This window comes from Bradyrhizobium sp. 192 (assembly GCF_023100965.1).
Lineage (GTDB): Bacteria > Pseudomonadota > Alphaproteobacteria > Rhizobiales > Xanthobacteraceae > Bradyrhizobium > Bradyrhizobium symbiodeficiens.
This window is the reverse complement of sequence record NZ_CP064691.1, coordinates 103,078-119,594: the sequence shown is the minus strand read 5'-3', so window position 1 is coordinate 119,594 and position 16,517 is coordinate 103,078. Positions and strand designations below refer to the sequence as shown.

Annotated in this window: 13 protein-coding genes; 6 read left to right on the top strand and 7 right to left on the bottom strand. The window is 58.6% G+C overall.

Annotated elements, in window-relative coordinates; genetic code table 11:
• Positions 1 to 9 precede the first annotated feature (9 nt).
• Both araD1 and IVB24_RS39080 read left to right on the top strand, forming a co-directional pair.
• Positions 10 to 1,002, top strand: coding sequence for an AraD1 family protein (gene araD1 / locus IVB24_RS39085; RefSeq protein ID WP_247483894.1), 993 nt, complete (start codon positions 10 to 12; stop codon positions 1,000 to 1,002).
• 226 nt (positions 1,003 to 1,228) lie between these two features.
• Positions 1,229 to 2,581: a PLP-dependent aminotransferase family protein gene (locus IVB24_RS39080; RefSeq protein ID WP_247774386.1), complete on the top strand. Its 1,353-nt coding sequence runs from the start codon at positions 1,229 to 1,231 to the stop codon at positions 2,579 to 2,581.
• Between the two features lie 58 nt (positions 2,582 to 2,639).
• On the opposite strand, the gene IVB24_RS39075 is transcribed toward IVB24_RS39080, so the two are convergent.
• A complete protein-coding gene (locus IVB24_RS39075) occupies positions 2,640 to 4,085 on the bottom strand; it encodes an aldehyde dehydrogenase family protein (RefSeq protein ID WP_247774385.1) in 1,446 nt (481 codons plus the stop codon).
• 260 nt (positions 4,086 to 4,345) lie between these two features.
• Here IVB24_RS39075 and IVB24_RS39070 point away from each other — a divergent pair, with 260 nt between their 5' ends.
• The 3 genes from IVB24_RS39070 (at position 4,346) to IVB24_RS39060 (ending at position 8,965) form a co-directional block, all read left to right on the top strand.
• The gene (locus tag IVB24_RS39070; RefSeq protein WP_247774384.1) at positions 4,346 to 5,557 is read left to right on the top strand and encodes a CoA transferase; all 1,212 of its coding nucleotides are present in this window, start codon (positions 4,346 to 4,348) and stop codon (positions 5,555 to 5,557) included.
• A 74-nt stretch (positions 5,558 to 5,631) separates the two neighbouring features.
• Positions 5,632 to 6,411, top strand: a complete 780-nt coding sequence (locus IVB24_RS39065; RefSeq protein ID WP_247774383.1) for an enoyl-CoA hydratase-related protein — start codon at positions 5,632 to 5,634, stop codon at positions 6,409 to 6,411.
• 1,228 nt (positions 6,412 to 7,639) lie between these two features.
• A complete protein-coding gene (locus tag IVB24_RS39060; protein ID WP_247774382.1) occupies positions 7,640 to 8,965 on the top strand; it encodes an MFS transporter in 1,326 nt (441 codons plus the stop codon).
• 506 nt (positions 8,966 to 9,471) lie between these two features.
• Here the strand turns inward: IVB24_RS39060 and IVB24_RS39055 are convergent.
• The 6 genes from IVB24_RS39055 to IVB24_RS39030 all read right to left on the bottom strand — a co-directional run bounded on the left by IVB24_RS39055 (position 9,472) and on the right by IVB24_RS39030 (position 15,290).
• Positions 9,472 to 10,707 carry an FAD-dependent oxidoreductase gene (locus tag IVB24_RS39055; protein ID WP_247774381.1) on the bottom strand — a complete coding sequence of 412 codons (1,236 nt, stop codon included), beginning with the start codon at positions 10,705 to 10,707 and terminating at the stop codon, positions 9,472 to 9,474.
• The gene (locus IVB24_RS39050; RefSeq protein WP_247369473.1) at positions 10,704 to 11,579 is read right to left on the bottom strand and encodes a sugar phosphate isomerase/epimerase; all 876 of its coding nucleotides are present in this window, start codon (positions 11,577 to 11,579) and stop codon (positions 10,704 to 10,706) included. The genes IVB24_RS39055 and IVB24_RS39050 overlap by 4 nt, the downstream gene beginning before the upstream one ends.
• A gap of 28 nt (positions 11,580 to 11,607) precedes the next feature.
• Positions 11,608 to 11,928, bottom strand: a complete 321-nt coding sequence (locus IVB24_RS39045) for a Rieske 2Fe-2S domain-containing protein (RefSeq protein WP_247298923.1) — start codon at positions 11,926 to 11,928, stop codon at positions 11,608 to 11,610.
• 154 nt (positions 11,929 to 12,082) lie between these two features.
• Positions 12,083 to 13,078: a sterol desaturase family protein gene (locus IVB24_RS39040; protein WP_247774380.1), complete on the bottom strand. Its 996-nt coding sequence runs from the start codon at positions 13,076 to 13,078 to the stop codon at positions 12,083 to 12,085.
• Between the two features lie 109 nt (positions 13,079 to 13,187).
• On the bottom strand, positions 13,188 to 14,018 hold the full coding sequence (locus IVB24_RS39035) for a 3-methyl-2-oxobutanoate hydroxymethyltransferase (RefSeq protein WP_247774414.1): 831 nt from the start codon (positions 14,016 to 14,018) through the stop codon (positions 13,188 to 13,190).
• 336 nt (positions 14,019 to 14,354) lie between these two features.
• Positions 14,355 to 15,290: a ribokinase gene (locus IVB24_RS39030; protein WP_247774379.1), complete on the bottom strand. Its 936-nt coding sequence runs from the start codon at positions 15,288 to 15,290 to the stop codon at positions 14,355 to 14,357.
• Positions 15,291 to 15,536: 246 nt separating this feature from the next.
• On the opposite strand from IVB24_RS39030, the gene IVB24_RS39025 reads away from it, so the two are divergent.
• On the top strand, positions 15,537 to 16,424 hold the full coding sequence (locus tag IVB24_RS39025; protein WP_247774378.1) for an AraC family transcriptional regulator: 888 nt from the start codon (positions 15,537 to 15,539) through the stop codon (positions 16,422 to 16,424).
• Positions 16,425 to 16,517 lie beyond the last annotated feature (93 nt).

Below are 16,517 nucleotides of genomic sequence, written 5' to 3'. Positions count from 1 at the left end.
GAACGCGAGATGCGACTAGTTCAATTTGTGACGCCGGAAGGCCGTCGGCAGGTGGGCGCCATTCTCAATGATGGTGCCCAGCCGGTGGTCGTTAAAGATGCGACGAGCGTCCGCGAGCTTGCGCTGGAAGCCGCGCGCTCGGATGCGTCCTTGGAACAACTTATTTCGGCACGGGGGGGTGTGGGAGAAGTCGATTATGACGAAATTGTTGCCGAGAAGAGGTTGCTTCTGCCGCTCGATCATGCGGAGCCGTCCCGCTGCACCATTTCCGTGACGGGCCTAACGCATCTCGGAAGCGCCGAATCTCGAGATGCCATGCACGCAAAATTAGCAGCAGATGATCTCTCCGACTCGATGCGCATGTTCAAACTCGGTCTTGAAGGTGGCAAGCCGAATCATGGAAGCATCGGGGTGCAGCCCGAGTGGGCATACAAGGGGGATGGTTCGTGGGCGGTGCCTCCCGAGCATCCGCTTAGTTTGCCGGCGTGGGCCGAAGATGGCGGCGATGAAGCAGAGGTCGTGGGCCTCTACGTCATCGGCGACCAAGGGGAGGTCCTGCGTGTGGGCTTCAGCCTCGGCAACGAGTACTCGGATCACGTGATGGAGCAGCAGAACTATCTCTATCTCGCCCATTCAAAATTGCGCGAGTGCTCTTACGGTCCCGAAGCCTTGCTCGGCGAGCTCCCGAGTGACGTAACGGGTACCGTGCGCGTATCGCGGGCCGGTTCAACGATCTGGTCTGACAAATTCATTTCCGGCGAAGACAACATGTCACATACCATCCGCAACCTTGAACATCACCACTTCAAGTATCGCGGTTTCCGTCGGCCGGGTGATGTTCACGTGCATTTCTTCGGCGCGAGCGTTTTGAGCTTCGCCGCCGGGGTCAGGCCGCGCAGCGGTGACGTCTTCGAGGTGGAATCGAAAGCGTTTGGCCGACCATTGCGCAACCCACTTATCGCGGACGAAAAGACGGAGCTCCTTTCGGTCAAGGTACTTTAGGTTTCACAATCGAGGCAGGTCTACCTAAGTGACGCTTGGGTCCTTCATGGAGCGAGTGACCGTGCGGCGAGGCGGCGGCTACTGACCTCTCCTGTATCCGGAGCGCTCCGCCGTCTTTCGACACGTCGGAAATCTGTTGAAAATCAGCGGCTTCTCGCCCAAATTCATGATTGCGAGCTCGGCCTCGGGAGTTGAAGGTCAAGGTCCTCTAAGATAAGCGGTTGAAATGCAAAAATGGTATCCCGAACTGCGCCCCGGCAAGACACCCGCTTTTCTCCGTTTACTCGAGGCTATTGAGAAGGACGTTTCGTCCGGGTCGCTTGCTGTCGGGGCGAAACTCCCGACTCAGCGTGACTTGGCGGAGCGCCTCGGTCTCAGCGTCGGCACGGTGATCAAGGCCTACGCAGAGGGGCAACGCAGAAGCCTGCTCGTTGGCCACGTTGGCCGAGGGACGTTTGTTGCAGAACAGCGCCAGAGCGTCCAGTCTCGCGGGCGGGTGATCGACCTGAGCTTGAACATACCAGGCCCCTCGCGGTTGCCGAAAGTGCTCGCAGATAGCAGGTGGACGTTCCCCAGTGACATCTCCGATTATGTCGGCTACCTCTCTCAGTCCGGGGTGATGGATCATCGTAGCCAGTTCGCCAGGCTGTTGCGCGATACCGGCTTCGATACCGGACCTGACAATCTCGTCGTCACGAATGGGGCGCAACACGGGTTCTCGTTGACACTGAGCGCCATTTGTCAGCCGGGTGACAAGGTATTCGTCGAGGCCGCCACTTACCATGGCATGAAATCGTACGCTCATTTCGCCAAGCTTGAGCTGGTCGGGCTTCCAATGGATAGCGAAGGCCTCGTTCCGGAAGCGTTCGACAGAGCGGCGGCTTCGGGCAATGCGCGAGTGCTGTTCACGATGCCCACGGTCCAGAGTTCCACGGCCACAATCATGGGAGCCGCTCGCCGCCAGGAGATTGTGCGAATTGCACGCAAGCACGACATCCTAATCATCGAGGACGATGCCTACGGCTTCTTGGACCAGGCCAGCATTCCTCTCGCCTCGCTGGCTCCGGAGCGGACGTTCTACGTCAATACGCTGTCGAAATGTCTGGCGCCCGGCCTACGCCTGGGCATGCTCGTCGTGCCCGAACAGTATATACCCCGTATCCATCAGGCCATGCGGGCGACCGTTTGGATGGCGTCTCCCATCTCCTCCATGATCGCCTCCGAGTGGATCGAGAACGGCCTTGCCGCTAAGGTGCGTCAGTCGTTGGCACAAGAAGCGAAGAACCGCGTCAAACTCGCTTCACAGATCCTACGGCCGCATGTTAGGGCCAACCATCCACCGAGCTTTCACGTCTGGCTGGATTTGCCGAGTGGCGCCGTCGAGCATGTTGCCGCCAGAGCATTGCAACGTGGAGTGATCACCACGCCGTCTTCCGCTCTGCTTGTCGATCCGTCGCTGATCTCGGGATTGCGAATCTCGATCGGCGTGCCGGATCGTATCGAGGATCTCGAGTGGGCCTTGCGGCAATTGGCCGGATCGTTAGAGCCCACCAACGAAGCTGACATGTCCATCATCTGAAACCAGAATGCGCCGAGCGCATTCTGGTTGTGCTGTCTCTTCCGGAAGTGGCACCTTGTCAGATGTTGCCGCCGAAGGAATAGGACGTCTTGACTGTCGTGTAGAACTCGGCGGCATATCTGCCCTGTTCGCGCGGTCCGTAGGACGAGCCCTTACGGCCGCCGAACGGAACGTGGTAGTCCACCCCCGCGGTTGGCAGGTTGACCATGATCATCCCCGCTTGAGCATTGCGTTTGAAGTGACTCGCGTACTTCAGACTCGAAGTGCAAATCCCAGACGACAGTCCGAACGGGGTATCGTTTGCGATCTCCAGGGCATTTTCATAGTTACGAGCACGGATCACCGTTGCAACGGGTCCGAATATTTCCTCTCGTGCGATCCGCATTCGATTGTCGACTTCCGCGAAGAGGGCAGGAAATAAATAGAAGCCCGGCATATCTCGACTAAGCAGTTCGCCGCCAGCCACGAGCTTGGCGCCTTCATCCTGGCCTAGACGAATATAGCTGAGATCTTGATCGAGCTGACGCTGATCGACCACCGGGCCAATGTGGGTTCCGGCTCTGCAGGCGTCGTCCACTACAAGGGATTTCATACGTTCTGCCATTGCCGCAACGAAATCGTCATGGACGCCATCTGTCACGATAAAGCGGGAGGAGGCAGTGCAACGCTGGCCCGTCGAGAAGAAGGCGCTGTTCACTGCACATTCGATGGCCACCTTGAGGTCGGCGTCGTCCAGAACGACCATCGGATTTTTCCCGCCCATCTCAAGCTGAACCTTTTTCATCGGATGAGCCGTCGTACAACTCTGTGCGATATGTTCCCCCGTGGAGGTCGAGCCGGTGAATGAAATCGCGGCTATTTTGATATTCTTCAGCATGGCCTCACCAACGACGGAGCCGCGGCCCATGACGAGGTTGAACACACCCGGCGGAATACCTGCGCGCGAGATGATCTCCGTTAACGCGTGCGCCGATCCTGGCACCAGCTCTGCTGGCTTGAATACGACCGTGTTTCCGCAGGCGAGAGCAGGAGCAATCTTCCAGGCAGGAATCGCGACGGGAAAATTCCAGGGCGTGATGAGCCCCACAACGCCCACGGGTTCTCGCGTAATCTCGACGTCCACGCCAGCGCGAACGGACGGCAGCTTCTCGCCTGCAAGACGCAGACATTCACCCGCGAAGAACTGGAAGATCTGTCCTGCACGCGTGACCTCGCCAATCCCCTCTGGAAGGGTCTTACCCTCTTCGCGGGAGAGAAGCCGCCCAAGTTCCTCCTTCCGTGAAAGGATCTCCGCGGCGATCGCATTGAGGCAATCGTGCCGGGTTTGGATGGTTGAACGGGACCAGGCTCGGAAAGCGTCGAATGCCGCGTCAATCGCTCGCTCCACATCGCTTGCCGAAGCTTGCGCAAATTCCCCGACCACGTCGGACGTGTTCGAAGGATTCACGTTCGGCACTGCGTTCGACGCAGCAAGCCATTCCCCGGCGATGTAATTCAAAGTCATCGGTGTCCATCCAAATTAGGTTCGTCGGAAAATGCCATGCGGGCGCGATGGCGAATTCATCATCGCTCTACGCGTCAGCGGCGCCGGTGCGGAATTCCCCGCGGGACAGTGCTCCGCCCCGCAATCCAATTCCACATATATTGGGATATATCAATGTCTGATTGGGCTAGCATATCGTTTGACCTGCTTAGGGTTGTGCTGTAGCTTTCGTGTGTCGGCTCGTGGCCGACCAAAATCAGATTCATCAGAGAGGTCGCCAAGTGATCGCTGAACCCGCAGACAACACGCTCACCCCGAAAGCCGGCGCCCTTAATGGAATTGTCGTGCTGGAAGTCGGAATGGTGATGCAGGTCCCTCTTGCCGGCCAAGTCTTGGGCGATCTCGGCGCGGACGTCATCAAGGTCGAAAGACCCCAGGGCGACATCACCCGTGGGCTCGATTTCGAGGCGACTCGGGTTAGCGGAATGAGCTCCTACTATGCAGCCATGGGACGCAATAAGCGTACACTCGCCCTGGATCTCAAGAACCCAGTCGCCAAGGAAATCCTGCTTCAGCTGGTCGATAAGGCCGACGTGCTCATGCATAACTTCCGACCGGGCGTGATGGAGCGACTAGGCCTCGGATTCCCCGAACTGAGCGCGCGCAATCCTCGGTTGGTCTATGCCGCTGGGTTCGGGTTCGGTGAAAGCGGGCCTCTGGCGAGCCGGCCCGGCCAGGATATGTTGGCGCAGGCTTTCAGCGGGCTTGCTCGCGGCGGGCTTGAAGAGCATCAACCGCCTCAGTTGACCAATTCGCCTATCGTTGACTACGGCGCTGCTATGTCGCTTGTACAAGGTGTTCTCGCGGCCCTTATTGAACGTCAAACCTCCGGGCTCGGCCAAGTCGTTTCGACCTGTCTGTACGATGTTGCACTCGCCATGCAACTCTGTGAAATTGCGAGCGAGAGCATTTACGGAACGAAGACGAACTGGATCAGTCAGTCGATCTTCTTCAAAACTAAAGACGGCTGGGTGTCGGTGGTTATGCTGTTCCGTGACAATCCGCTTGGGCTGATGTGCCAAGCGCTCGGTCTACCCGACATCAGCACGCGACCTGAGCTGTCAACCCGCGAAGGTCAGGTTGCGAATCTTTCGAGGGTTCAGAAACATTGCGCGGAGGCGATAGCCTCACTCACGACCGAGGCGGTGGTGCAGCGACTGTCTGAGGTGGATCTCCTTTGCACGGCCGTCAATGAGATCGCGGACGCCGTCAGTCAGGCCCAAACTGCGCACAATGGCATCATGTGGCAAGTAGATGTACCGGGGCGCGGAACCGTCCCGTTGGCCGGTCTTCCGATTAGCCTGTCGCGTACCCCGCCAGGCATCCGGATCCACCCAGCACCGATCGGTGCTGCCACCGACGAGGTGTTGTCCTCATTCGGATTCTCAGTCGAGACCATTGCCGATGCCCGCAATAGAAGGGCGTTCGGCTAGCCGCCGTGACCTTCGTTCGCGGCTTGCGCGAAGAAGCGCCATAAACTCCAAGCCAAACCTTCACGGATCACCCTTTGAGCACATCAGACCTCGTCATCGCGTCCACGCCGTCCCCACATGTTCGGCTGTTGAGCATGAATAGACATGCGAAACGAAACGCTCTGAGCAATGAACTCATCGCACATATTGCCCAAGCCTGCCGCGCTGCCGTTTCCGACGAGGAGGTACGTTGCATCGTGCTCACAGGAGGCGACGCCTTCTTTTGTGCGGGCGCGGACATCAAGGAAATGCAGCAGCGCGGGTTCGAAGCCATCAACAACCCTACCAGGCGGAATGATTGGAGAGATATTACGACCTGCGTGAAGCCCATCATAGCAGCCGTTGAAGGTGTATGTTTCGGCGGCGGGAACGAACTGGCCATGCTCGCCGACATCGTGGTGGCGGGCGAGAATGCACAGTTTGGGCAGCCAGAAATCAATATAGGCGTGATCCCTGGCGACGGCGGCACTCAACGATTGACCCGCGTAGCAGGAAAATCATTGGCAATGTTGATGGTTCTGGGCGGCCAGCCAATTTCTGCTCAGGCCGCGCTGCGTGCCGGGCTCATCGCGGACATCGTCCCCACCGGCACGGCGAGCGCGCGAGCGCTCGAGATCGCAGGCCTCATTGCGCGGAAGCCGCCGCGCTCCGTCGAACTCGCCAAATCAGCGGTGCTCGCCGCGTATCAGACGCCTCTGGATGCGGGTGTGGAATTCGAACGACAGGCAATTCGGGTGGCCTTCACGACTTCGGACCAGCAAGAGGGCATGGATGCCTTCTTTGAAAAACGCCCGCCCAGATATCGGGGAGAATGAGATATTCGACGGAAGGGCCTTTGCCTTCCGTCGTTGGTGCGGAACGGCTCCACCAGAACGAGCCATAAGGCGGCGGTCTTTACCAATTGAAATGCCACTACCTGGCCATGCTCCCCTCTCGGCTTGAGAGTAAGGGAGCCGTTCGCAGTATTAGGTTCGCGATAACCGTGCCCAGTGGCTGAGCACCTAAAATGGGCGATGTGCGACGCCACGGCGACTGACTCGTGCGCACTGTTAGTGATGCGCACCTTCGTCGCACCTCGCAAAAAAGCGCAAACCGCCTTCGCCGTATGACAGGGCCGCGCAGCAATCTACTGAAGCATTGCCGACACCTTCGATGACGGCGGCCCAGCCGTTTGTCTTCCACTAAGCTTCGTCAAGGTGGTTGGGGAGTACAGCGACATGTCCGCGAACGCGATCGCCTCCTCGTGCGCGTGAGTCCCATGGACGGCGACCGGAGATCCCGAGTCAGCCCATCGTAACGCCGCTGTCCATTGCCTTTCCTCTTCGAGCAATTGAATTGTTGGCGTTGTCAGTTGCGCCGGACGTTGAGAGAGGCGGGCGCTGATCGCTCCCGCGGAGTCCGCGGTTCGGAGCCGTTTTTCGTCGAGACGTTCGGCTTTTCAGGCCCGCAAGGCAAGCAACGCGCGCATTGGGATAGCGCAAGCGGGCCGGGAAATACGGCAGGTGAGCTAGGACACGTGTTTCTCCAAGGGCTTACAGACGCGCCATATTTGCCCAGGAGCTCTGCCGATCGCAAACTTAGCGTTAGCTAGCCCAATATCGTATTGCTGTGTCGCAATATTGACATTGGGCTATCTGCATGTTGTGCTCCTCACGTACCGACTAGGGCAAGTACGACCGGCGTTGGGAAATTGCGACCGTGGGCGAGAGGCACTTTTCGCCGCGGAGGATGCCGCCAACTCACGGCGTCATCGCCATAGAAAGACGAACGCGACGCGCAAAGCGCGGGCGCAACAGGAGGGAACGGTGAAATGAGCCAGACGCTCGCATATGCAGGCTGCTTACAATATCAAAACGAAATGGCTCGGGGACGTCTTCTCCGCGCACCTCGGTCTTCTCGCCTGAGTTCGCCGCTCACAGCGCGGAGGTGCTCGCTTGTATTCCGCATCAGCGCCACGGAAGCCCACGAACGGCGATGACCTCTCGCCTCGGACTCCTGCGCCCATCATCCATGACGTATTGATTAAAGGAGCGGAAGCAAACCATGCAATTGACAGCACACCCCGTAGGGGACGTCGTTGAGATTGAAAAGTCCGTCGCGACGAGGTCAATGACTCTGGGCCTCGGCGGGGGCGTCGCCCTCGAATTCTACGACTGGCAGCTCTATGGCTTCATGGCGGCATTCCTGTCGCCGCACTTCTTTCCAGCCACTGACCCTGTCGTCTCGCTGCTCGCGGGACTGGCAGTATTCGGAGCAGGGTTTGCCGCACGGCCTTTAGGGGCGGCGCTGCTCGGCCCCATCGCAGATCGCATCAGCCACAAAGCCGTGATGCTGATCGCTGTTTCCGCCATGGCACTATCGTCGCTGATGATCGCAGTGCTGCCAGGCTACAAGGATCTCGGCATCACTGCCACCATCGTGCTGGTTTCCCTTCGGCTGGTGCAAGGCCTCGCCGTAGGCGCCGAAGCGGGCGTTGCCAATGCGATCGCGATCGAATTGGCACCGGCAGGTCAGGAGGGACGATACCTCGGACTGATCAATGGCACATTCATCATGGTGGGCTCGATCGGAGCCAGCTTGGTTGCTTTCCTGGTCAGCGGCGCCGTGTCCCCTGAAGTCATGCGCGATTGGGCTTGGCGCATTCCGTTTGGAGTCGGAGGTGTTCTAGGCTTGCTCATCATCTATCTTCGGCAGACCCTTCCAGAAACCCTAATCGCTCGCGCTATGCATCGGGTCGACGAGGACTCGCGCATCCAAAAAACGACTGGCGGAGTGTGGAAAGCGCTTTGGAAGGCAAGGCTGTCCCTTTTGGCCGCGATTCTGGTAGTTGGCGGCGTGCAGATCGCTAATTACACGTACAATTTCGGTTTGCCTAACATTGCCAATGGCGTATTCAAGGAAAATAGCACTTATGTGTATGGCATCGTGACGGTCATGGGCGCGATTTGGATGGTGTTCTCGCCGACAATCGGTGCCTTTGCGGATAAGGTGAAACCGTCGCGGGCGTTCGTGATGATGCGCCTGCTGCTAATCCCGTCGTTCTTTCTATCCCTGCTCTATGCCGAAAAGAGCATTCTGACCTTCTCAATCGTTATGTTGGTGGGCGGAACTCTGGTCGGCTGCAATATGGCGCTCTATAACTTTATTGCCACAACGTTGATGCCCAGAAATATTCGGACCACCGGCGTCGCGCTCGGGTACGCTATTGGCGCAACGATATTCGGCGGTACCACACCATTCCTGCTGCTGTGGCTCCAACGCTCTAATCTGTCCTGGGTGTTTCCATTCTATGGCACGGCCGTCGCGTTGCTTAGCATCATAATTTATCTGATCGCGAAAAACCGAGGCGGCGTCTACGTCGGGGATTAGGCACGGCGGGGCTTCGTCTCCTACTTCTGGCTACCCCAGCGTGAACGATCCACATCACGAAGGGCCCCGCATTCTGACGGGGCCCTTCTCATTCAGACCGATTGCAACACGGAGATTTGGCCTGCTCTGGATCGAGGGTCATCCGCAGATTATAGACGTTTGTGATCGATAGTCGCAGTCTTAGACGAGGCCCTCGGCGGGCACTCCGGGCAGGTTTTCGGTCCTCGTATCTAGGACCATTCGAACGTGGCCGCGGCGCCCCCCGAAGTCGGCCGGGGATGGATCCTGGCGCGACGTCGAGCGCAAGCTGATTGGCGCAGGGAGCGCAGCGATCAGCATCCAGCCGTTCTAGCCCCGCACTCGTATAGCTCCAGCGTCATTGAGGGCCACATAGGCCAGCCGCGTAGCGCGCCCGAGCGGCGAGCAGCATCAGCATCGGATTAACGCCAGTTCTCCGGCTGCAATCAGGATCGGCGCTGAGGCGGTCTCGGATACTGAATTCTATTCTAACCCATTAGTTTCTTCATGTTCATCTCGGGGCTTGCGAGCGCGTCTGCTGGAGGTCTAAGCCGCCTCGCGATCATAATTTCGGCGGCACGAATTTCTCTCGCTACGACACCTAGGCTCCCGAATCCGCATGCGGCCACCAGGCGTCCATCTGCTGCGAGGTAAAACAAGATCTGAGCCCTCGCACCAAAGTCTCTGATTATGGGAATTCCTCCTTCCGGAACGAGGCCCACGATTTGCAGTGTCTCGTCGTACTGATCCGACCAAAACCAAGGAACGTCCTCGTAAGGACGGTTCTCGCCCAACATGTTCGCCGCCGCCGCCGCACCTTGCCGCTGGGCATTGCGCCAGGCCTCCAGCCTGATTCGCTTTTCGTAGAGGCGGTGAGGAAACGAACAGCAGTCACCCGCCGCGAAAACGTGCGGATCTGAAGTCGCGAGCGTCTCGTCCAGAGCGATACCGTCCTCGATTGCTAGTCCCGCCGCTTGCGCAAGGCCGACATTCGGCGTCGCGCCGACCCCAACGATCACGAGATCGGCGTCACGCGAGCGACCGTCGGCCATTACCACTTTGGAACGGCCTTCGCTCCTATCGATGCGTTCGACGATCGCGGCTATCTCGATGCGCACGCCAGAACGTTCGTGCTTGGCTTTGATCAACTCGGCCATAGAAGCTGGCACTGCCCGCGTAAGTAGCCGCGATCCTGCCTCGAGTACGGTCACCGAAGCACCTCTCGAGACGGCGCTCGCGGCAACCTCAAGCCCGATGAAGCCGCCTCCGATCACGATCACGTCGCATCCTTGACCAATGACATGGCGGATGCGCGTGGCGTCCTCGTACGTCCGTAGTGTCGCCACCTCGGCTCCTTCGGCGATCGGAACGCTCAGTTTCCGAGGTCGGCCTCCCGTGGCCAGTAGGAGACGGTGATACGCTCTCGCTGAGCCGTTTGAGAGCGTAACCATGTTGGCCGCGCGATCAATTGAGACCGCTTCGCTTCCCTGGAGATACTCTATTTCCAACTCGGCAAGGCGTTGTGACGTCACAATCAGCTTGGGTCCAGGGTTCATTTCATCGAGCAGGAGCGCCTTGGATAGAGGCGGGCGCTCATATGGCAGTATAGTTTCGTTGCCTACTAAGGCCAGCCTGCCCCGCCATCCACGTTCGCGCAGGGCGATGGCGGCGGCTGTGCCGGCTTCGCCCGCGCCGACAATCACTATTGTGGATTTTGCACTCAAGTGGCCACCCGATCGCCAGTTGAAGGCGGCGCATCGTTTGCCAGACTCTCGAACACGTTGCGCACGAGGGATTTGAGTAAGAGAGCTTCCTTCCAACGATCTGTGCTGTCGTTGCCTTGTCGGTCGGTAATTGCATAAGGCTGCGGACCAAGTTCGCAGACGAAAGCGAGACGGGCATCCGCACCAGCGCGCCTTTGCCAGCTCTTGAATCCATACTTCCACCAATAGAGAAACAGATCCAACCAGATTTTGTGCTGAGGGAACGTGATCTCAACCTGTATCTGCTCGCGCGATGCAACGCGGCCATGAAATGCCCAGGTGCGGTCGAGCACCTGCCGCACCTGCGCTTCGTCTTCGTCCGAGATCGGATACCAAAACTCGCGGCCCAATAGGACGTGCGAGAGATCAGCAAGCATCCGCATCTCGGGAACCTGATCCATCAACTCGAGTGTAAACAGGAGATCTGTCGTCATCCTATTGCGATGCGTCTCGAAGTAGATCGGCATGTTCGCATCTTGCGCCACCCTGATCCAGCCTTCCAGCAGCGGGACACAGTCGGCGACACGGCGCGGGCGAATGTCAGGCTGGACGTCGAGATGCACGACGTCGAGGCGCCGAGCAAGGTCAATGGCAGCTTTCAGGTGATCGATCGTCTGCGGGAAGCACATACCCTCGACTGCAAGTCCCGAGCCGTCTAGGGCACGTGCAATCAGGGCGACGCGCGCAGGATCAGTGCACGAGGTGCTAATGCCGTCGAACCCGGCTTCTTGGATCATCGCTATGTTCTGATCGATGGAACGTTCGACCCCGTCGGGCTGGCGCCGTTCCATCGCCCAAAGGGACTGTAGTATAAGCAAGCTCTGCTTCGACATTGTCCTGCATTCCGCCCTTTGGCTCCGTTTAGAGCTTGATGAAGACGGTGTCGTTCTCGACCTTCACCTCGTAACTGCGCAAGTCGACGCATGCGGGCAAAGCACGCGACTCGCCCGTTCGGTAGTCGAAGGTCCCGAAGTGCTTGGGACACTCAATGATTCCGCCGTCGACGATGCCATCCGCTAGGTGGACTTTCTCGTGGGAGCAATGGCCATCGATCGCGAAGTAGTCTCCCTCGGGAGAGCAAACAATAACAAACGTACGGCTACCATGATCGAAGCGAAGGGTCTCTTCGGGCATCAATGCATTGGTAGCACAGGCGGAAACCCATTCTCCTTGGCTGGTCATTCCGTATCCCTCTAAATCTAAATCGCAACAATTGCACCGATGCCTTGGCAAATCCGCGACCGGCGCAGATGTCCTTGGCGGGCGGACGGGAGGCTCCCGCGCGTGCGCAGTGCTCGTAAGAAGAGAGCCGGACGGACATTCCGCAACATCAGAGCTAACTGCCGCGCGCCCACTTCTTGGCCTTTATGCGTTTGTACATCCTCTCGTCCGCTTCCGGAGAACCGTCGTGAGCTGTGCCGAACCACTCGTCGAGCGGGATGCGACGCTCACCGTAGTTCACTTCGAAATACTTGTGGTGGAGGTAGTGATAGAAGTTGTCCGTGTTGACGGCCTTCGCATCGTCCACCACCACCCGGTCGAAACCGGTGTGAGACTTCGCGGCGGACAACCCTGCGTGCATGAGCTGAAACATTGCATGCACCGGGTGGGAGGGCACGACGAAATGGATCAGCACGCCGGAAAAATAGGCGATGTGTTCAAGGGGAGACATTGACAAGCCCGACCACGGCCCCGGGTTTACGTTCTTGTGGTGTACTTTGTGTACGATGCGGTACAGCGGCCCGATATGAATGAGCCGGTGAATCAGATAGAAGTGCAACTCGCGCCAGACCGGCATCACCAACACGAGGATGGCGCAGTACACCGGGTGCTGTCCGAAATCGACGTACGGCAGATAGCTGTTAGCGTAGAGCCACCAGGTGGCCGCCTCGTATGCGGTCCATACTGGCACCGCGCTACACATGGTCCAAAACACGTTCTCAGCCGTCTGGCTTCCGAACATAAAGGCCGTATTGTCGGTGTCGGGCCACTTTGCATTATACTTGAAGTTGGTTTCCTGGCGCCGTTGGATATAGAGGATGAAGTGAAAGCTGCCATAGACTAGGAGCGTTAGCCCAGCGTCGCGCAGCAGAATGAGCAAAATCCAGTCAGCGCGGAATTCCCGCATTGTATCAAGCGCGGGTGTCAGATAGATCCACGATACAAGCGAGATCACGAAATAGAGGGTATTCCAGGGCAAGAAGTACCCCGGCAACCAACGAATAACTTTCTTCGGTTGCACTGGCCAGACAAAAATCGGCGCGCGTTCGGGCCTCTTGTTCGGTGTCCAATTCCCGCGTTTGTCGCGCGCCCCGTATAAGATGTCATCCATATTTGCTACTCCATCAACGTTTTGAAGAGAGAGGCTCGCCTGCGCGGCCAGATCCTCAGGCGCCGAGACATCATCGCGGTTATCGCCCGCACGAGACTCAGATCAAAACTCAAAAGCCCTCTTGCTTCAGCCTTGACATAAACGCGGCGAATTCGTCGTCGTCGATAATCGAGGTTTCCTGCGGCCCCGGAAACGCATTCGCACTGACGTCAGCGCGAAATGCACTGAGGGCTTTCACACGCTCTTCCTTGACACGCTCTTGCAGCGCTTGCAGGTTTCCATAGGTCCGGGCGTGCCGGGGCCGCCGGCCTTCGCCACCACATATGTCCTCGGTGAAGAGAAAGATCACGTCCGCATCAGGTCCGGAGCCAAGCGAAACCGTCACCAGTCCGGTTCGCCGACGGATCTCTGCCATGACTCTGGCGGGGATAACCTCGCATTCGACTGCAAAAGCGCCGGCCTCTTCGAGGCGGCGGAAGCGCTGAAAAAGCGTCAAGGCTTCGTCGGCATTCTTGCCGAAAGCGCGAAGCTTTCCGACCCAGGTCGATTTCCTTGGAACGAGTCCCAGGTGCCCCACGACCGGGATATCTTCGGCCGCGAGCATAGAGACGGTCGCCATGCCGCGTGCCGTGATCACCGCATCGGCGCCGTCGGTCAGCGCCTTCAATGCGGTGCGTAGGATATCGTCCCGGGTTACGGCATCCGCAAAGCCCAGCGCCGCGGTGACGAAAAGCCGTTTCGAACCCTTGCGCACGGCCTCCACGTTGCGGGCGCGGGCAACCAGCATCTGGACACCAGCTTCCTCCGCAGCTGCTGCCTCGTCCGCCGTCTCAGCGGTGACTTGAGTGTAGCGCTTGCCCGAGTCTCGGGCCGCGCACAGATCGGCTACGGTCACCGTGCGCTCAGCTTCGCGCGCGGCCCAATCGTAAATCCGCGGCATCTTGCTCACTAGCTCTCAAAGTTATTGCCAAAGGTCCGGCGCGTCGATTCGGCGCCTGTCAAGGCATTTCGGAGGGTCGCCTCGCCACCTATCAACTGCGTGTCGTCCTGCGGTCGAGTGTCCATGTACAAAGTCGTCAAGCCGCCGGCCATCACTGTGCACATGGTTCGATATGCGGATGCCCTGCAGCGACAGCGAGACCATGCCGAACGGAGTGCGGCGGGTTTGGATATGGTGGCTCACAGCCGATCCTCTCCTCGCTCATGCCTCTCTTGACGACGGAGCAGGCCAAGTCGGCATCTGGAAGCATGTGGTTCAGGCTCATTCTGATTCCTTTCAACCCGACGCGAAACTTGTACGATACATCTCGTCGACTGCTCTACGTGTTGCCATGCCAGGAATGACCCCGAGCTTGGTGCAGACCAGGGCGCCGCAGCAAACCCCGAACCGCGCCGCTTCGATCACATCCCGTCCTTCGGCCAGAGCCACGGCGAAGCCGGAATTAAACGCGTCGCCAGCGCCAGTCGTGTCCACGACGTCGACCTCGGCGGCTGGGATGGCTGTATCGATCGTGTCGGTCACAATGAGCACGCCGCGGTCGCCAAGGGTTACGATCACATTGGCGGCGCCGCGCTTGCGCAGCATCTCCACTAGCTCGCGCGAAGGGCGCGGATCGTCCGGCCGTAGACCGAGCAGAATACGAAGTTCGCTCTCGTTCGGCGTCAGGTAATCGACTAGCGGGAAAATCTCATCAGGAAGCGGCGCGGCGGGAGCTGGATTAAGGACAGTTTTCTTGCCATGTTTTCGGCCCAGCTCCATGGCTCGCATTGCTACCTCGACCGGGGGTTCGAGCACCGCCATGACGACGTCGCTCTCCCGGATGCGGCTCTCGGCGCGATCTACATAAGGCGGATCCATAGCGTTGGTTGCGCCATAGTCCATGATGATGAAGTTCTCACCGCGCTCGTTGAGAATGATGAAGCCCACCGCCGTCGGGCTCTCAGCGATTTGCTTGACATGCGCTGTACCAACGCCTTCGGCCTTGAACAGATCGATTGCGATATCGGCGAACTTGTCGTTGCCGATGATGGCCACCAGCGAGGAGTCCGCCCCCAGCCGCGCGGTCGCAACCGCCTGGTTTGAGCCCTTTCCGCCAGGCCCCATATCGAAACTGCTGCCGAGCATTGTGACGCCGAAGACGGGAATGTTCGGAGCCCGAATGGTAAGTCCCACTGCGAAGCTGCCAACGACGGTGATTTTCGGTTTACCCATCGATTCCTCCCTTGAAGGTGCTTAAAGCTCGCGCTTGTGTGGATTGCCTCCACGATATCGGCATAAGGGAAGTGCGGCGCTCAGCGTGACGGCGCTGTTCGCGGGCGCTGAGTATTGACACCAGCTCCTCCCCAAATACTCGCAGCAGCCGCCCAAGGAGACAAAACGTGCATCCAGAATGGCCCATCGGCGAGCTTGCTTATTAGTCGTTGTGAGCGAGCATAGATGTGCAGCTCGTGCGTAGAAATGGACAAAGCACGCTCTGATTTATATAAAACGCGCATGGTAAAAATACCGCAGCGCACATTTTTCCCTGAGAGCCATCAGTATGTCCTTCCTGATGTCGCCTGGACTCGCTGCGCCTTTACGGTGCTGAGGGCTGGCAAAGTCATCACTGCCCCTGACCATCACATCGCGCGAGATAGCTATCCGGGCCAGGACATTCTCTACTGCACAGCGGGTCGTGGCTTCGTATCGAGCGAGGGAAGGACATTGAGTGTTGGGCGCAATCAGTTGATGTGGATCGCCAACGAGACACCGCATGCGCACTGGCCCGACGAGAGCGATCCCTGGACCGTTCTATGGGTACGGATCGACGGACCAAACTGTGCAGCCATTCGGCGAAAGGTGTTCGGCGGTGGTGCAACCCTCGCAACAATATCGGCGCCGAACAACATCGACCGGTGGTTCGAAGAGCTGTTTGGTGTCTTGCGCGCTCGAGATGATAACGTCGATATGGCCCTCAATCACCTTGTGGCAGAACTGCTGCACCTCATAGCAGCGCCTTCATCCAAGCACGGTGAGTCTCGTCTTCCAGACCCATTGCGCGCCATCGTCTCAAAGATGCGGCAGGCTCCAGCGCGATCCTGGCATGCCGAGGAACTGGCCTCCGTCACCGGGCTCAGTGCCGCGCAAACGCGGCGGCTATTCCAAAGGTATCTACAGATCAGTCCGCGGCGCTGGCTGATCCGAGAGCGCATTTTGATGGCGCAAAAGTTACTTTTGGAAACTGACGCGGGGCTCGATGCTATCGCCGAACGCTGCGGTTTCTGCGACGTCTATCACTTCAGTCGTGTATTTAAGCGCAGCACTGGCACGGCCCCCCATACTTGGCGGCGCGCCGAAGGGAACTGAATCGATACGTCGCAGCCTTCAACGTTTGGCCATTAAATGTTTGGGGCACATCTCCAAGATGAAGTAGCTGGATGTTTCCCTGCGGAAACTAGC

Excerpts from the sequence above, each read along its gene's own strand:
- IVB24_RS39060 (WP_247774382.1), top strand. The coding sequence starts at position 7,640 with ATGCAATTGACAGCACACCCCGTAGGGGACGTCGTTGAGATTGAAAAG.
- IVB24_RS39035 (WP_247774414.1), bottom strand. The coding sequence starts at position 14,018 with ATGCCGCGGATTTACGATTGGGCCGCGCGCGAAGCTGAGCGCACGGTG.
- IVB24_RS39040 (WP_247774380.1), bottom strand. The coding sequence starts at position 13,078 with ATGGATGACATCTTATACGGGGCGCGCGACAAACGCGGGAATTGGACA.
- IVB24_RS39030 (WP_247774379.1), bottom strand. The coding sequence starts at position 15,290 with ATGGGTAAACCGAAAATCACCGTCGTTGGCAGCTTCGCAGTGGGACTT.
- IVB24_RS39045 (WP_247298923.1), bottom strand. The coding sequence starts at position 11,928 with ATGACCAGCCAAGGAGAATGGGTTTCCGCCTGTGCTACCAATGCATTG.
- IVB24_RS39075 (WP_247774385.1), bottom strand. The coding sequence starts at position 4,085 with ATGACTTTGAATTACATCGCCGGGGAATGGCTTGCTGCGTCGAACGCA.
- IVB24_RS39050 (WP_247369473.1), bottom strand. The coding sequence starts at position 11,579 with ATGTCGAAGCAGAGCTTGCTTATACTACAGTCCCTTTGGGCGATGGAA.
- IVB24_RS39080 (WP_247774386.1), top strand. The coding sequence starts at position 1,229 with ATGCAAAAATGGTATCCCGAACTGCGCCCCGGCAAGACACCCGCTTTT.
- IVB24_RS39025 (WP_247774378.1), top strand. The coding sequence starts at position 15,537 with ATGGACAAAGCACGCTCTGATTTATATAAAACGCGCATGGTAAAAATA.
- araD1 (WP_247483894.1), top strand. The coding sequence starts at position 10 with ATGCGACTAGTTCAATTTGTGACGCCGGAAGGCCGTCGGCAGGTGGGC.